Origin of the sequence: Synechococcus sp. H55.7, assembly GCF_047462395.1 — a bacterium.
In the GTDB taxonomy this organism is placed as follows: Bacteria; Cyanobacteriota; Cyanobacteriia; order Thermostichales; family Thermostichaceae; genus Thermostichus.
Map to the genome: position 1 here is coordinate 73,854 of NZ_JANSJD010000004.1, position 16,565 is coordinate 90,418.

The following is a 16,565-nucleotide window of genomic DNA, read 5'->3' on the forward strand; positions in this document are numbered from 1 at the left end:
GAAAAATCTCAGAGCCGAGGGGGCTTGATGCTCACCGCAACAGCTCCCTGGCCGTTTGTCCTTCTAATCGCAGAACTGCAGCCGGGATTGCGGCTGGCGCATGGCCGGATCCAGCTCGCAGATCAGCTCGAAGTTGATCACTCGCCAGCGCTGCGGTGGTCCACCGGCTCCTTCAGGAAGCTGGGAGCTGAAGCTAACCGGCAGGCCGTAGAGGCGGGGTGGGCCGGGACGGCGATGGGATCCCTGCTCCAGGTAGGGGGTGAGCAAGGGGCGGTAGCGCTCGGCCACGATCACCTGTGTGGCTCGCATCCCTTGCATGCGCAGCCGATCCAATTCTTCATGAATCTCGAAGCGGATCCCATCGGCGTGGGTGTGCTGACGAAACCAGCGGCCTTCCCAAAAACGCCAGCGCCGTCCGGATTGCAGATGTACCAGCTCCTCTTGCTCAGCATCCGCCTCAAAGGCGCCGTGGCGAGGGCAGAGGTAAGTATCGGTCAGCGTGAGGGCCGCAATCGTTTGCCGACAGTGGGGACACTGAATGCTGGGGCCGAAGATCGGGTAGGAAAAGGCAACGGTCATAGGTAACCCCACAAAACGCGGCTGAATAGTCGAGCAAATCCGCAGTTGTCCACATTATAGATGTTGCCTTTTGTGGATCTGGTGCCGATCGCGTGGGCAAAACGCAAGTCAGGATCCCCATGACAAAACCAGACGAGATCTTTTAAAATGGATTGAAGGGAAGCACGCCCAGAGTCTGCACCGGCTCCAGGCAGCTCCCAGGCAATCTCCGCAATGACAACGGGGAGTGGGCAGCGCCCACTTTTTTGCTTTTTGGGGGGCTGAGCGCCCCTGTTGCCGGCACCGGCCCAAGTGGGTTTGGATCTGACAGCAACATAGGTTGGCGACGAGTTGGTTATGGTTCACCCTCTTATTCCACAGTTGGAGAGCTTGGCCCGTCCTGTGGCCGCTCGACTGGGGTATCAATTGGTGCAGATGGTTTTTCACACCAATCAGTATCCACCGGTCTTGCGGGTGGACATCCGTCCGCTGGATCCGGATCAAGAAACCAGCCATGCCGATTGCGAAACCATGAGCCAGGCCTTGGAGGTGGAGCTGGATCGGGTGGATCTGATCCCCGGCCATTATGTGCTGGAGGTCTCCAGCCCCGGCATCACCAACCTGCTCACCAGCGACCGCGACTTTGTGGTTTTCAAAGGATTTGCGGTGCAGGTGACGGTGGATCCGCCCTACAAGGGCAAAACCGTCTGGTCAGGACACCTACTGGGTCGGGATGAGGAGAACGTTGCCCTCTCCCTCAAAGGGCGACGAGTCCAGTTGCCCCGCGCCTCAGTCCAGCGCGTTGTCCTCTCAGAGGCAGAAACCGAGTAGAGGAATGGGGATAGAGAGGACGTTCGGCCGCGAAGTGTGTTGCCCTGTCTTCGCGTCGGAGCTACCTGCTATGCGACGACGCATTTCCCGTCAGGATTGCGGAGCAACAGTGATAGCAGTTTCATCCCAGCTTAAGTTGCATTAGGAGGACAACAGTTTATGTCGATGGTGCCTCTGCCCGGTTTGGCAGAAATGGTGGAGATGATCTCGCGGGAGCGCAACCTGCCCCGCCATGTGGTCACCGATGCCCTGCGAGAGGCGCTGCTCAAAGGCTACGAACGCTACCGCAAAACCATCCAGCGAGATGTCGTTTTTGAAGAAGATCACTTCCGCAACTTCGATGTAGAGTTGGATGTGGAAGCAGGGGGCTTTCGCGTTTTGGCCACCAAAGCCATCGTGGAGCAGGTGCAGGATCCGGATCACGAGATCTCCCTGTACGACGTGCAGCAGGACTATCCAGAAGCCGAAGTGGGCTGGCAGGTCATGAGTGACGTTACCCCACAACAGGCGGAATTTGGCCGCATGGCGGCCATCCAAACCAAGCAGGTGCTGGCGCAAAAGTTACGGGATCAGCAGCGCCGTCTGATTCAGGAAGAGTTCCGCGATCTGGAAAAAACCGTACTGCAGGCACGGGTGCTGCGCATGGAGCGGCAGAAGGTGATCATGGCTGTTTCCAGCGGTTTCGGCCAGCCAGAGGTGGAGGCCGAGCTGCCTAAGAAGGAGCAGTTGGCCAGCGATCGCTACACCCCCAACACGGTGATGAAGGTCTACCTCAAACAGGTTTACCAGGGATCCCGGCGGGGGCCGCAGCTTTTGGTTTCCCGGGCCGATGCCGGCTTGGTGGTCAACCTGTTTGCCAACGAGGTGCCGGAGATCGAAGAGGATATTGTGCGCATCGTGGCGGTGGCGCGGGAGGCCAACCCCCCTTCCCGCAACGTGGGGCCGCGCACCAAGATCGCCGTCGATACGGTGGAGCGAGACGTGGATCCGGTGGGGGCCTGTATTGGCGCAAGGGGATCCCGCATTCAGGCGGTGGTAGCCGAGCTGCGCAACGAGAAAATCGATGTCATCCGCTGGTCGCCGGATCCCGCCACCTACATCGCCAACGCCCTCAGCCCGGCCAAGGTGGTGGAGGTGCGGCTGGTGGATCCGGAAATCCAACAGGCCCACGTGTTGGTGACCGGCGACCAGCTCAGCCTGGCCATCGGCAAAGAGGGGCAGAATGTGCGCCTGGCCGCCCGTCTCACCGGCTGGAAAATCGATATTAAAGAAGTGGAGAGCTACCGGGCGGCGCTAGAGGAGGCGCAAGCGCAGGGGCTGCCCTATCCCTTCATCACGCCGGAGGCTTTGGAACGCTTGCGGCGGCGGGCAGAGCGAGCCGCTCTGGGCCTAGAGGACGAGGAGTACGCAACCAAAGGCCGCTTGGAGGAAGAGAAGTTGGCCACAGACGACAGGCTGGGAGAAGACTGGGTTGAGGAAGACGAGGACTTCGACTACGATGCCGAGTTCGACATCGCCCAGCCCCAAGAGTGAGATCAGAGAGAGCTCTCCTCGCTAGACTTGAGCAGAAGACGTTCTGCGGCGGCCCTTGACATCCTCTCTGCCCATCATCCTTGGCGTCTCAGGCGCCTCTGGGATGCTTTATGCTGTGCGGGCTTTGCACGTCCTGCTCAGCCTGGATTACCGCGTCGAAGTGGTGGTCTCCAAGGCGGCCTATCAGGTGTGGCAGGGAGAGCAAGGGGTGCTGTTGCCGGTGGATCCCCGGCAGCAGGCGCAATTTTGGCGGCAGCAGGCCGAAAGCGAGGGCGGATCCCTGGTCTGCCACCGTTGGCAGGAGGTGGGGGCAACCATCGCCAGTGGCTCTTATCGCACCCAGGGGATGCTGGTGATCCCGTGCAGCATGGGGACGGTGGCTAAGTTGGCTGCCGGCCTGAGCTCAGATCTGCTGGAGCGGGCGGCCGACGTGCAGCTTAAAGAAGGTCGCCGTCTGGTCATTGTGCCGCGGGAAACCCCCTTTAGCCTGATCCACCTGCGCAACTTGACCACTCTGGCGGAAGCAGGGGTGCGCATTGTCCCGGCCATTCCGGCCTGGTACCACCAGCCGCGCACCCTCTTGGATTTGGTGGATTTTGTCGTGGTGAAGGCGCTGGATCAGTTCGGCATCGACAGCGACCTTATCCAGCGCTGGCAGGGGATGCGCCAGCGGCAGATCCTCAAGCTGCCCCCAGAGGACTAAGGGGATCCCCTCACCCCCAGCCCCTCTCCCAGAGGGAGAGGGGAGTTATCTTAGAGCTTGCTGCCACCTACCCACCCTCGATGAGTCTTTTGGCCAGCTCTTTAAGTTACGCCTACAGCAACAGCGACCTGCTAGTTCAAGCTTTCCTCCAGCACCTACAACTGGTGGCGGTGCCGCTGGGGATCGCGTTGCTGGTGGGCCTGCCCTTGGGTTTTGGCAGCTCCCGCTCGCAGGTGGTTTCCCTCGTGGTGATCAATGCCTTCGGCAGCTTGCGGGTGATCCCCAGCTTGGCGATTTTGTTTTTGGCCATTCCCTACTTTGGCCTTGGCTTTCAGTCGGCGGCGATTGCCCTGACGATCTTGGCCTTGCCCCCCATTTTAATCAGCACGGATGTGGCCTTCCGCAGTCTCGATCCGGCTCTACGCGAAGCTGCTTTGGGAATGGGCATGACGCCGGCGCAGGTGCTACGCCATGTGGAGATCCCCTTGGCGTTGCCGGTAATCTTGGCCGGTGTTAAAACCGCTACTATCGAGGTCATTGCCAGCGCCACGTTGGCCGCCTTTATCGGGGCGGGCGGGCTGGGCAGCTTCATCACGCTGGGGTTTGCCCTCTACGACAACGCTATCCTGTTGGTGGGAGCAATCCCGGTGGCGCTGTTGGCCATTGGTGCCGAAATTCTCCTCGGCGCTTTGCAGCGAGCTCTGGAGCCGCCCCAAGCCTAGGGATCCCATGCTGTTTTCCTCTTCTTCTCCAATGCACCTGCCCTTCCTCACTTCTCGAGCGGTTCCTTTGCAGGTGGCGCTGCTGTTGCCGCTGCTGTTGGCAGTGGCTGGGGGGGCAGGCGGGGTGGGCTATCTCTCCTGGCGGGCTGGCCGGCAGATGGCGCTGCAGTTGGCCGAGCACCTGAAGAGTGAGGTTAACCATCGCACTGAAGAGCACCTCAGGCGCTATCTCCAAGCCCCCCTTCAGATCAATGCCCTCAATCAAGGGGCAGTCCAGTGGGAGCTACTGCCCAATTTGGCCGCGCTTCAGCCGCAAGATCTGGAGAGGCTTGAGGCCTATTTTGCCCGCCAGTTGCAGCAGTTTCCCGAGCTGAGCTATATCGGCTTTGTCTCAGCGGAGGGGGGGTTTGTAACCGCCCGCCGCCACACCGGTGGGTCGATCTGGACCTACCACACGCCAGGCCTGAAGCCGGGATCCGTCCAGGGCTGCCAGCGGGATCCGGAAAGCGGGGATCCCACCGGCTTGACGCGGCAGTTGGGCTTTGTGGATTTGCGGCGGCTGTCTTGGTTTCCCGAAATCCTGCAACAGGAAGGGGCCCGCCGTACCTGGGTGGTGAGCAACTTTTTTGTCGAGTTTCCCAATCAGAGGCCGGAGCGGCTGATCCTGACAGCGCTGCCCTTGGCCGAGGCGGAGGGGCGGGTTTACGGCAGCTTGGTGGCTGCTCTCTCGGCTCAGCAACTGCAGGCTTTTCTGGAGGATCTGCAGGCCAGCTTGGCGTATCCAGGGGTGAGCTGGTTGCTGGATGAAGAGGGCCAGGTGGTGGCCGGCAGGGAGGAGCTGTCTCCCCAGCCGCTGCTGCTGGCTGTGCAAGAGCAGGTGGGATCCTGGGCAACGGCGGCCTCTGAAGGTTTGCTGCGCCTCAGGGTGGACGGGATCCCTTACTGGGTGCAGGTGATGGCCATTCAGGATCAATGGGGGCCGGGCTTTTATTTCGTCTACGGGATCCCGGAGGGCGCCCTTTTAGCCCCTGTCTATGCCAGTGCTCGGCAGGCGGCCCTGTTGGGGGGTGGGCTGCTGCTGGGCTTTTTGGCCGCCGGGATCCTCCTCAGCGAAGCCCTCTCTCGTCCGCTGCGCCGCCTTACCCAAATAGCGGAGCAATTTGTGCACACTGAGATCCTGGCCTGGCCCCCTGTGGATCCCGGCCCTATCCAAGAAGTGCAGACCCTGGCCAAGGCTTGGCAGCAGGCGGCCACCAACCAACAAGCTTTGCTGGATCGCCTCTGGCAACAGCAGCAGCAGTACCGCGCTGTGGTGGAGCAGCAGACGGAGCTGATCTGCCGCTCTTTGCCCGATAGCTGCATCGCCTATGCTAACCCTGCCTACCTGCGCTTTTTTGGCCGTTCCGCAGAAGAAGCGATAGGTAGCCGTTGGGTGGACTCTCTGCCGCCGCAAGAACGGGAGGCGGTGCTGCAGTCCCTTGCGGCTCTGACGCCTGAGCACCCTTACCACCGCAGCGAGCGGGAGTACCCCGGCGAAGATGGCCAATCCCGCTGGGTGAGCTGGGTGGATCAGGGCATTTTCAACAGCCAGGGCCAACTGGTGGAGATCCTGTCGGTGGGGCGGGAGATCACCGAGCAAAAGCGGATCCAACAGCAGCTAGAAGCCCTCAACCGGGAGCTGGAAGCCCAGGTGGCGCTGCGCACCGCCAAGCTGCAGCAGTCTTTGCGCTTTGAGGCGGTGCTGCGCTCCCTCAGCGGCCAGATGGTGGCCGGCCTCAAGGAGGGGGAGATCCTGGAAGAGGTGGTCAAGAGCCTGGCCGAGGCCCTCAACCTAACCGGCTGTCATATTTTCTTGACTGGCGCCGATGGATCCTCTTGGATCCCGGCTTGCTCGTTTCCGGAGAAGGCGGATCCCGCCTGCCTCAACGATCCCGAGCTGAGGCACCTGCTGCACTCCCATGCGTTTCTTGACCAGCCCTGGGAAGTCCACTGCTGTTGTCAAAAGGAGCGAGGGGGGCACTGGGTACAGCTTTTGGCTTGCTCCCTTTGGGACAAGCAAGAGCGGCTGGGGCTGCTGCTGTTGGAGCGGCAGCAGGAGTTTTCCGAAGCGGAGAGACAACTGGCCTATCAGGTGGCCAACCTGTCTGCTCTGGCTCTGCGGCAGGCCCGTCTGTATGAGGCGGCCCAGGCCCAGGTAAAGGAATTGGAGCGGCTCAACCTGCTCAAGGACGATTTCTTGAGCACCGTCTCCCACGAGCTGCGCACCCCCATGACCAATGTGCGCATGGCCCTACAAATGTTGCAAATAGCCCGCGATAACCCCGAGAAGCAGCAGCACTATTTCGCCATCGCCCTCAAGGAATGCAACCGACAAATTGATCTCATCAACGACCTGCTGGACATGCAGCGGCTGGCAGCCGAGAAGTATCTGCTCCAACCCGAAGAGATCTTTCTGCCGCGCTATTTGCGGGATCTGGTGGCGGCAGTTCAGCCCCTGGCCCAGGCCAAAAACCAAAGTTTGCAACTGCATCTAGAAGAGGGGATCCCACCCCTTGAGGCGGATCCCACGGCCCTGGGCCGCATCTTGCGCGAGCTGCTGCACAACGCCGTCAAATACACCGCCCCCGCGGGATCCATCCACCTGCAGGTGGCCTGGGAAGGAGAAGGGATCCTCTTTGTCTGCAGCAACAGCAGCGAGATCCCGGAATCGGAGCTGCCCCGCATCTTTGAGAAGTTCTACCGCATCCCGCAGTCGGATCGCTGGAAGCACGGCGGCACCGGCCTGGGGCTGGCCCTGGTCAAGCAACTGGTGGAGCACATGGGGGGCCAGATCTCCGTCAGCAGCTTGGAAGGATGGACGCATTTTCGCGTTTGGCTGCCCCAAGCCAGAACAGCATCTCACCTGCAGAAACAGAGAAGCGAAAGCTCCCCTCTCCCCCAGGGAGAGGGGCTGGGGGTGAGGGGATCCCCCAGGGAGAGGGGCTGGGGGTGAGGGGCCACCTATCCCGGCAAAACCTGTTGCTGCCAGAGGGCTTCCAGTTGCACCGTGTATTCGGGGTGGACGATGGGCACAGCGCCGGCGATGGCCTCGCGAATGGGGATCCCGGCGGCAGCTTCTAGCTGGGCAAAGTTGGTCTGCAGCTCGGCAGACAGACGACGGATATCGATCAGGGGCAGATCCCCCCACACATCCGGCTTGAACTTTTCCAGTTGTCCTTCCGGGCTGGCCAAGAGCTCCGCCAAAACCATTGCCCCCCAAGGGTTGGCCGCGTTGATGGGAATGGCCGTGAACGAGGGATCGATCAAGCTGGTGCCGGGGATTCCATAGGGGGTGGTGCTGGGGGGAAACTGGCCGTTGCCCTTGCGCAAGATCACCTGGTCGATAAAGGTGGGGATCAGCCACACCTCGCCGTTGGCAAATAGTTCCGCCAGGCGGGCAAAGGTGGGTGGATAGGTTTGCCCTCGCCGCCACAACAAGGGATCCAGCTTTTTCAGGTAGTCCACCAGAGCGGGGGATTGTTGCGCCCAAAGCTCGGCATTGAACTCCGGCCCGCTGTATTGGGCATGGCCTCCTGTCACACCGTAGAAGGCGCTCAACAGAAAGCGGCTACCGTGAAAATCCGGCGGGGCCACGTAGGCGAACCGGCCTGGATTGGCCTCGGCCCAGGCCAACAATTCGGCATAGCTCCGGGGCGGATTGGGCACCCGTTCGGCATTGTAGGCCATCAGGAAATAGTTGCCGGTGTAGGGGGCAGAATAGCCTTCGGTGGGCAGGCCAAAATCCGTTGCGATATCGGCAGGGTTGTAGAACTGCAGGCTGGGCAGTTTCTGGGCAAAGGGGCCGTAGAGCAAGTTCCCCTGCTTGAGGGTGCGGAAATTGTTGCCGTTGATCCAAATCAGATCAAGGCTGCCGCCGCTGCGCAACCCGGCCTGCACCTCTCCAATCACTTTGTTGACCGCTTCCAAGGTATCCGTGAGCGGGATCCGGTTCAAACGAATGTCATGGCGCTCTTGCAACTGCCGCTTGACCCAGCCATCCACAAAACCGTTGATGGCCTCGCTGCCGCTCCACATGGCCCAATTCACCTGGCTGCCCCGCGCCCGCTCCAGGATATCTGCCCAGCTCAGGGATCCCAACTCCACTGGGTTCTCGCCGGTGTTTTGCGCCAGAGGAGAGCTTTGCCCAACCAGCCAAGCCCCTAGGGATCCCAGGCCCGCCAACACCTGCCGCCGCTTCCAGAAAACGCCTTTGGGTTGCATGGCCTCACCTCTGTCTAGGTTCCAGATTCAACTTAACTCCCCTCTCCCCCTGGGAGAGGGGCCGGGGGTGAGGGAAGACTCCCCCTGGGAGAGGGGCCGGGGGTGAGGGCTGGGAGAGGGGCTGGGGGTGGTCGCGTGAGCGGCGCGGAGCGCTTGGGCTGGGAGAGGGGCCGGGGGTGAGGGCTCCCCCTCCACAGGCCACAAAGCCTCTGGCGGCAAATGGATCCACACCGCCTGCCCGGGCGCAAACATCTGGTGGGGGTTCACCCACGCCTCTAGGTTGCCCCAGCCGGTTCGGAGCTGCAGCCGGCGCTGAGGGCCCGCAAAGCGCTCCGCCACCACCTGGGCCGGGAAAACATTCTCGGCCAACCCCGGCGGCTGGGGAAACACCTGCACCTGCTCCGGGCGCACCGTCAGCCGCACCTGACCTTGGAGGGGCACAGCGCTTTTTAAGAGGATCCCGGTGCTGAGGCGAAGTTGGTGACCTTCCCCCTGAGCATCGAGAAAATTGACCCCGCCAAAAAAGCGGGCAACCCGCTCGGAGCGCGGCCGCTGATAAAACTCCGCCGGGGATCCCACCTGGTGCAACTGCCCCGCAAACATCAGGCCAATGCGGTGGGCCATGGCCGTGGCTTCCACTTGGTCGTGGGTAACCAGCACCGTCGTCACACCCGTTTCCGCCTGCAGCTCCCGGATCAAGGCCTGCATCTCTTGGCGCAGGTTGGCATCCAAAGCCGATAAAGGCTCATCCAACAGCAGCAGCTTGGGCCGGATCACCAAGGCCCGCGCCAGGGCCACCCGCTGCGCCTGTCCGCCCGAAAGCTGACTGGGCCGGCGCTGAGCAAACCCGGCCAATTGTACCCGCTCCAACATGCGCAAGGCCGCTGCCTCTCGCTCTGCCCGGGGAACACCCCGCATCTTCAGGCCAAAAGCCACGTTTTCCCCCACGCTCAGGTGGGGAAACAGACGGCTGTGCTGGGAGAGCAAAGTCACGCCGCGCCGCTCTGGTGGCCGAGGGTTGAGCAGGATCCCGTCCAGCCAAATTTCTCCCGGATGGGGCCAGGGATCCGGCTCCAGCAGGCCGGCGATGAGATTGAGAGTGGTGGACTTACCACAGCCCGATGGGCCCAGCAGGGCGAAGATCTCCCCTGGCTCCACTGTCAAAGACAAGTCCCTCAGGGCAGGGATCCCTTGCTTGTGGAAGCGTTTGCTGAGATGGCGAAGAACAAGGTGGCCCATGCTCAGGTTACGCGGCTAGGGTTAGCCAATCCGTTCCGCTGTCAGTCGTATCCCAGATGCTCGACCCTCAAGCTGAGAAAAGCCTAGAACAAAAAGTATCGTTGCGCCATCGGCAGGACTTCTGCCGGCTCACAGGTGAGCAATTCTCCATCGGCCCGTACTTCATACGTCTCCGGGTTGACCTCGATGTGAGGGGTGCTGCTGTTGAGTTTCAAATCCGCCTTGCCGATCTCGCGGCAATTCTTGACCGCTACGGCCCGGCGTTGGATCCCCAGTTTTTCTGGGATCCCCAGGTCTAGGGCAGCCTGGGAGACAAAGAGCAGGCTGGTCTCGCTCAGGGCGCGGCCAAAGCTGCCGAACATAGGCCGAGGGTACACCGGCTGCGGAGTTGGAATCGAGGCGTTGGGATCCCCCATTTGGGCATAGGCAATCAAGCCCCCCTTCAGGACGATCTCCGGCTTAACCCCAAAGAAAGCCGGCTTCCACAGGCACAGATCCGCCAGCTTGCCCACCTCTACCGAGCCGATGATGTGGCTGAGGCCCTGGGCAATGGCAGGGCAGATGGTGTACTTAGCTACGTAACGCTTGGCCCGAAAGTTGTCGTTGCGGCTGCTATCCTGCGGCAGAGGCCCCCGTTGCACTTTCATTTTGTGGGCGGTCTGCCAGGTGCGAATGATCACTTCTCCCACCCGGCCCATGGCCTGGGAGTCGGAAGAGATGATGCTGAGGGCCCCCATGTCGTGCAAGATGTCTTCGGCGGCAATGGTTTGGGGGCGAATGCGGCTTTCGGCAAAAGCAATGTCCTCTGGCACCTCTTTGCTCAGGTGATGGCACACCATCAGCATGTCCAGGTGCTCTTCGATGGTGTTGCGGGTAAAGGGACGGGTGGGATTGGTGGAGCTGGGCAGCACGTTGGGCTCGGAAGCAATGCGGATGATGTCGGGGGCGTGCCCACCTCCGGCCCCTTCAGTATGAAAGGTGTGAATGGTGCGGCCATTGATGGCGGCGATGGTATCTTCCACAAAGGCCGACTCATTTAAGGTATCGGTGTGGATCAGGGTCTGGATGTCGTATTCATCCGAAACCTGCAGACAGCTATCGATCACCGCCGGCGTCGATCCCCAGTCTTCGTGGATCTTCAGCCCGCAGGCCCCCGCTTCCACCTGCTCCCGCAGAGCTTCAGGAAACGCCGCGTTCCCCTTGCCAAAAAAGCCCAAGTTGACCGGAAACCCTTCCGCCGCCTGCAACATCTTCCCCAAGTTCCAGGCCCCCGGTGTGCAGGTGGTGGCGTTGCTGCCTGTGGCCGGCCCGGTTCCGCCACCCAAAAGGGTAGTCACTCCCGAAGCGATGGCAAACTCGCACAGTTGAGGACAAATGAAATGCACATGGGCGTCGATCCCGCCTGCCGTCAGGATCAAGTTTTCGCCGGCAATCACCTCGGTGCTGGGGCCAACCACCATGCCTGGTGTCACCCCCGTCTGGATGTTGGGGTTGCCGGCCTTGCCGATGCCGACAATGTAGCCGTCGCGAATGCCCACATCGGCTTTGACGATGCCCCACCAGTCCAAGATCAGGGCGTTGGTGATCACCAGATCCAGAGCCCCGTTGGCGCGGGTGGCCGTCGGCGATTGCCCCATGCCGTCGCGGATGGTCTTGCCGCCGCCGAACTTAATCTCCTCGCCGTAGGTGGTGAAATCCTGCTCCACCTCGATGATCAGCTCGGTATCCGCCAGACGCACTCGATCCCCTACTGTGGGGCCGTAGTTGCTGACGTACTGGCGACGGGGAATTTCCAGAGTCATAGAAGGACATCTGCGCAGGAAGCTGTCAGCTTTCTACCACATATCCCCACCCAGAGGATCCCTTGCTGCCCGTTGCCCAGTTCTCAGCGTTCATTTCACCAGAGCAGATTGGGTTGGTGAAAATTCGTTACATATATTTACATCTACAATTGGAAAAACGATTGCCAATCGACGCCGACCCCGATCAGACAAGGGATTCCTCGTTTAATTATTGTGAAGCGACGGGGGGTTTACAAACCCTGACCTATAATGCCTGGTAAGTCCCGCCCTGGGGGGTTTCCTGACGATGGGCGGGAATGCTTCGTTCCTTGTCGCAAGAGAGGAGTTCTTGATGACAACTACACCCAAGGAGCGAGAGCCAAAGGTTAAGGTGACGGTTGATATCGATCCGGTTCCCACCTCATTTGAGAAATGGGCCAAGCCGGGACACTTCGATCGCAGCCTGGCGCGTGGCCCCAAGACCACGACCTGGATCTGGAACCTCCACGCTCTTGCTCATGACTTCGATAGTCACACCAGCGACCTAGAAGACGTCTCTCGCAAGATCTTTTCTGCGCACTTCGGCCACCTGGCGGTGGTCTTTGTCTGGCTGAGCGGCATGTACTACCACGGCGCTCAGTTCTCCAACTACTCCGCTTGGCTGGCGGATCCGATCAATGTCAAGCCCAGCGCCCAAGTGGTCTGGCCCATCTTCGGCCAGGAGATCCTCAACGGCGATGTGGGCGGCGGCTTTGAAGGGATCCGCATCACGTCGGGCCTCTTCCACCTCTGGCGGGCTGCCGGCATCACCAATGAGTTTCAACTCCTCTGCACCGCTATTGGTGGCTTGGTGATGGCTGGCCTCTGCCTGTTTGCCGGCTGGTTTCACTACCACAAGCGGGCTCCCAAGCTGGAGTGGTTCCAGAACGTGGAGTCGATGCTCAACCACCACCTGGCGGGCCTGCTGGGGCTGGGCTCTCTGGCCTGGGCCGGTCACCAAATTCATGTGGCCATCCCCATCAACAAGATGTTGGATGCGGGCGTGCCGGCGGCTCAGATCCCTCTGCCCCACGAGTTCATCCTCAAGCCGGCCCTGATGAAGGAGATGTTCCCCAGTGTGGATTGGGGCTTCTTCAGCGGGGTGGTGCCTTTCTTTACGTTGGACTGGGGCAAGTACGCGGAGTTCCTCACCTTCAAGGGGGGCTTGGATCCGCAAACCGGCGCCCTCTGGCTGACGGATCAGGCCCACCACCACCTGGCCATTGCCGTGCTGTTTATCGTGGCGGGCCACATGTACCGCACCAACTGGGGCATCGGCCACTCCATTAAAGAGATCCTTGAAGCCCACAAGGGCCCCTTCACCGGCGAAGGCCACAAGGGTCTCTACGAAGTGCTGACCAGCTCCTGGCATGCCCAACTGGCCATCAACCTGGCCATGGTGGGATCCCTGAGCATCATCGTGGCCCAGCACATGTACGCCATGAACCCCTACCCCTACATGGGCATCGACTACGCCACGCAGATCTCCCTCTTTACCCACCACATGTGGATAGGGGGACTGTTCATTGTTGGCGGCGCTGCCCACGGGGCCATCTACATGGTGCGGGACTATGACCCGGCGGTGAACCGCAACAACGTGCTGGATCGGGTAATCCGCCACCGCGACGCCATCATCAGCCACCTGAACTGGGTGTGTCTGTTCCTGGGCTTCCACGCCTTCGGCTTCTACGTCCACAACGACACCATGCAGGCGCTGGGCCGTCCGCAGGACATGTTCTCGGACACCGGTATCCAACTGCAGCCCATTTTTGCCCAGTGGATTCAATCCCTGCACACCAACGCCATCGCCAGCACCGCTCCCTACGTGGGCGCTTCGGTAAGCCCCATCTTCGGCGGCGACGTGGTGGCCGTGGGCGGCAAGGTGTCCATGATGCCGATGGTGCTGGGCACGGCGGACTTCATGGTGCACCACATCCACGCCATGACCATCCACATCACGGTGTTGATCCTGCTCAAGGGGGTGCTCTTTGCCCGCTCTTCCCGACTGATCCCCGATAAGGCCAAGCTGGGCTTCCGCTTCCCCTGCGACGGGCCAGGCCGCGGCGGCACCTGCCAGGTCTCCGGCTGGGATCACGTCTTCCTGGGGCTGTTCTGGATGTACAACGCCATCTCGATTGTGATCTTCCACTTCAGTTGGAAGATGCAGAGCGACATCTGGGGCACCGTCAACCCGGACGGCACGATCGAGCACATCACGGGCGGCAACTTTGCAGCCAGCGCCGTCAACATCAACGGCTGGTTGCGGGACTTCCTGTGGGCGCAATCGGTGCAGGTGATCAACTCCTACGGCTCGGCGCTGTCGGCCTATGGGCTGCTCTTCTTGGGCGCCCACTTCGTCTGGGCCTTCAGCTTGATGTTCCTGTTCAGCGGCCGTGGCTACTGGCAGGAGCTGATTGAGTCGATTGTCTGGGCGCATAACAAACTAAAAGTCGCTCCGGCCATTCAACCCCGCGCCCTGAGCATCATCCAGGGTCGGGCGGTCGGTGTGGCCCACTACCTGCTGGGTGGGATCGTCACCACGTGGGCGTTCTTCCTGGCACGGTTTGCCGCACTCGGCTAAGGCAAGGAGGAAGAGAGAATCATGACAACTGCAACTCGTTTTCCGCAATTCAGCCAAGACCTGGCCAGTGATCCCACCACTCGACGTCTGTGGTATGGCATTGCCACCGCCCATGACTTCGAGACCCACGATGGCATGACGGAGGAGCGGCTTTACCAAAAGCTGTTTGCCACCCACTTCGGCCATCTGGCGATCATCTTCCTGTGGGCCTCGGGCAACGTCTTCCACATCGCCTGGCAAGGCAACTACGAGCAATGGGTGGCCAACCCCACCGGCGTCACCCCCATCGCCCACGCTATCTGGGATCCCCAGTTCGGCAAGGCGGCGGTGGAAGCCTTCACCCAACCTGGAGGCGGTGGCCCTGTCAACGCGGCCTACTCCGGTCTCTACTACTGGTTCAACACCATCGGCCTGCGCACCAACGGCGATCTCTACACCGGTGCCATCGGCCTGCTGTTGTTGGCGGCGGTGTTCCTGTTTGCCGGCTGGCTGCACCTGCAGCCCCGCTTCCGGCCCAGCCTGAGCTGGTTCAAGAACGCTGAAGCCCGCCTCAACCACCACCTGGCCGGCTTGTTCGGCGTCAGCTCGCTGGCCTGGACGGGCCACCTGGTGCACGTGGCCATCCCCGAGTCGCGCGGTCAGCACGTGGGCTGGGACAACTTCCTCACCACGCTGCCCCACCCGGCGGGACTGAAGCCCTTCTTCACCCTTAACTGGGGGGTGTATGCCCAGAACCCAGATACAGCCAACCACGTCTGGGGCACGGCAGAAGGGGCGGGCACGGCCATCCTCACCTTCTTGGGCGGCTTTAACCCCAACACGCAGTCCCTGTGGCTGACGGACATGGCCCACCACCACCTGGCCATTGCGGTCATCTTCATCGTCGCTGGCCACATGTACCGCACCAACTGGGGTATCGGCCACAGCATCCGCGAGATCCTGGGCGCCCACAACCCGCCCAAGGGCACTCCCTTCGGGGGCCTGTTGGGCGAAGGGCACAAGGGCCTCTACGACACGGTCAACAACTCCCTGCACTTCCAGTTGGCGTTGGCGCTGGCTTCTTTGGGAGTGGTGACCTCGCTGGTGGCGCAGCACATGTACGCCCTCAACCCCTACGTGTTCATGTCCATGGATCACACCACGGAGGCGGCTCTCTACACCCATCACCAGTACATTGCTGGGTTCTTGATGGTGGGGGCTTTTGCCCATGGGGCCATCTTCCTGGTGCGGGACTACGATCCCGAAGCCAACAAGAACAACGTGCTGGCGCGGGTGCTGGATCACAAGGAGGCGATCATCTCCCACCTGAGCTGGGTATCGCTGTTCTTGGGCTTCCACACGCTGGGGCTGTACGTCCACAACGATGTCATGCAAGCCTTTGGCACGCCGGAGAAGCAGATCCTGATCGAGCCGGTGTTTGCTCAGTTCATTCAAGCTTCCCACGGCAAGATGATCTACGGCATGGACGTGCTGTTGTCCAACCCGGATAGCATCGCCTCTACGGCTTGGCCCAACTACGGCAACGTGTGGCTGCCCGGCTGGCTGCAAGCCATCAATGACCCCAATGGGTTCCTCTTCCTGCCCATTGGCCCTGGCGACTTCCTGGTGCACCACGCCATTGCTCTCGGCCTGCACACCACGACGTTGATCCTGGTCAAAGGGGCGTTGGATGCCCGCGGCTCTAAGCTGATGCCGGACAAAAAAGACTTCGGCTACAGCTTCCCCTGCGACGGGCCGGGTCGGGGCGGCACCTGCGACATCTCCGCCTGGGATGCCTTCTACCTGGCCATGTTCTGGATGCTGAACACCATTGGCTGGGTGACCTTCTACTGGCACTGGAAGCACCTGGGGATCTGGAGCGGCAACACCGCCCAGTTCAACGAGAACTCCACCTACCTGATGGGCTGGCTGCGGGATTATCTCTGGGCCAACTCGGCTCAGTTGATCAACGGCTACAACCCCTACGGAATGAATAACCTGGCGGTTTGGGCCTGGATGTTCCTGTTCGGCCACTTGGTCTGGGCGACTGGGTTCATGTTCTTGATCTCCTGGCGCGGCTACTGGCAAGAGCTGATCGAGACCCTGGTCTGGGCGCACGAGCGCACCCCCTTGGCCAAGCTGATCCGCTGGAAAGATAAGCCGGTGGCTATGTCGATTGTGCAGGGTCGGTTGGTGGGTCTGGCCCACTTCACGGTGGGTTACGTACTGACCTACGCGGCCTTTGTTATCGCCTCGACAGCCTCCCAGTCTGGCTAGCGAAGTTGAATAACTAACTACTAACTGGAAGGGATCCCTTGGCTAGGGGATCCCTTTTTTTG

At 61.1% G+C, this 16,565-nt stretch carries 11 protein-coding genes; 7 read left to right on the forward strand and 4 right to left on the reverse strand.

Annotated elements, in window-relative coordinates; genetic code table 11:
- Positions 1-63: 63 nt before the first annotated feature.
- Entirely contained in the window at positions 64-579 is a 516-nt protein-coding gene (locus NW851_RS02900; RefSeq protein ID WP_414335622.1) for a TIGR02652 family protein, read from the reverse strand.
- Positions 580-915: 336 nt separating this feature from the next.
- On the opposite strand from NW851_RS02900, the gene rimP reads away from it, so the two are divergent.
- From rimP to NW851_RS02925, 5 genes are all read left to right on the forward strand, one after another.
- A complete protein-coding gene (gene rimP / locus NW851_RS02905; protein ID WP_414335623.1) occupies positions 916-1,389 on the forward strand; it encodes a ribosome maturation factor RimP in 474 nt (157 codons plus the stop codon).
- 159 nt (positions 1,390-1,548) lie between these two features.
- Positions 1,549-2,922 carry a transcription termination factor NusA gene (gene nusA, locus NW851_RS02910; RefSeq protein WP_414335625.1) on the forward strand — a complete coding sequence of 458 codons (1,374 nt, stop codon included), beginning with the start codon at positions 1,549-1,551 and terminating at the stop codon, positions 2,920-2,922.
- A 55-nt stretch (positions 2,923-2,977) separates the two neighbouring features.
- Positions 2,978-3,625: a flavin prenyltransferase UbiX gene (locus NW851_RS02915; protein ID WP_414335627.1), complete on the forward strand. Its 648-nt coding sequence runs from the start codon at positions 2,978-2,980 to the stop codon at positions 3,623-3,625.
- An 80-nt stretch (positions 3,626-3,705) separates the two neighbouring features.
- Positions 3,706-4,347: an ABC transporter permease gene (locus tag NW851_RS02920; protein ID WP_414336974.1), complete on the forward strand. Its 642-nt coding sequence runs from the start codon at positions 3,706-3,708 to the stop codon at positions 4,345-4,347.
- A 7-nt stretch (positions 4,348-4,354) separates the two neighbouring features.
- Positions 4,355-7,339, forward strand: coding sequence for an ATP-binding protein (locus tag NW851_RS02925; RefSeq protein WP_414336976.1), 2,985 nt, complete (start codon positions 4,355-4,357; stop codon positions 7,337-7,339).
- An 8-nt stretch (positions 7,340-7,347) separates the two neighbouring features.
- On the opposite strand, the gene NW851_RS02930 is transcribed toward NW851_RS02925, so the two are convergent.
- The 3 genes from NW851_RS02930 to ureC all read right to left on the reverse strand — a co-directional run bounded on the left by NW851_RS02930 (position 7,348) and on the right by ureC (position 11,648).
- On the reverse strand, positions 7,348-8,607 hold the full coding sequence (locus NW851_RS02930) for an ABC transporter substrate-binding protein (protein ID WP_414336978.1): 1,260 nt from the start codon (positions 8,605-8,607) through the stop codon (positions 7,348-7,350).
- Positions 8,608-8,634: 27 nt separating this feature from the next.
- Complete coding sequence (locus tag NW851_RS02935; RefSeq protein WP_414336980.1) at positions 8,635-9,846, reverse strand: ABC transporter ATP-binding protein; 1,212 nt, start codon at positions 9,844-9,846, stop codon at positions 8,635-8,637.
- Between the two features lie 83 nt (positions 9,847-9,929).
- Entirely contained in the window at positions 9,930-11,648 is a 1,719-nt protein-coding gene (gene ureC / locus NW851_RS02940; RefSeq protein WP_414335744.1) for an urease subunit alpha, read from the reverse strand.
- Between the two features lie 331 nt (positions 11,649-11,979).
- Here ureC and psaA point away from each other — a divergent pair, with 331 nt between their 5' ends.
- Together psaA and psaB are read left to right on the forward strand one after the other, a co-directional pair.
- Entirely contained in the window at positions 11,980-14,247 is a 2,268-nt protein-coding gene (gene psaA / locus NW851_RS02945; protein ID WP_414336982.1) for a photosystem I core protein PsaA, read from the forward strand.
- Between the two features lie 21 nt (positions 14,248-14,268).
- Positions 14,269-16,503, forward strand: a complete 2,235-nt coding sequence (psaB, locus tag NW851_RS02950; RefSeq protein ID WP_414336984.1) for a photosystem I core protein PsaB — start codon at positions 14,269-14,271, stop codon at positions 16,501-16,503.
- Positions 16,504-16,565: the final 62 nt, after the last annotated feature.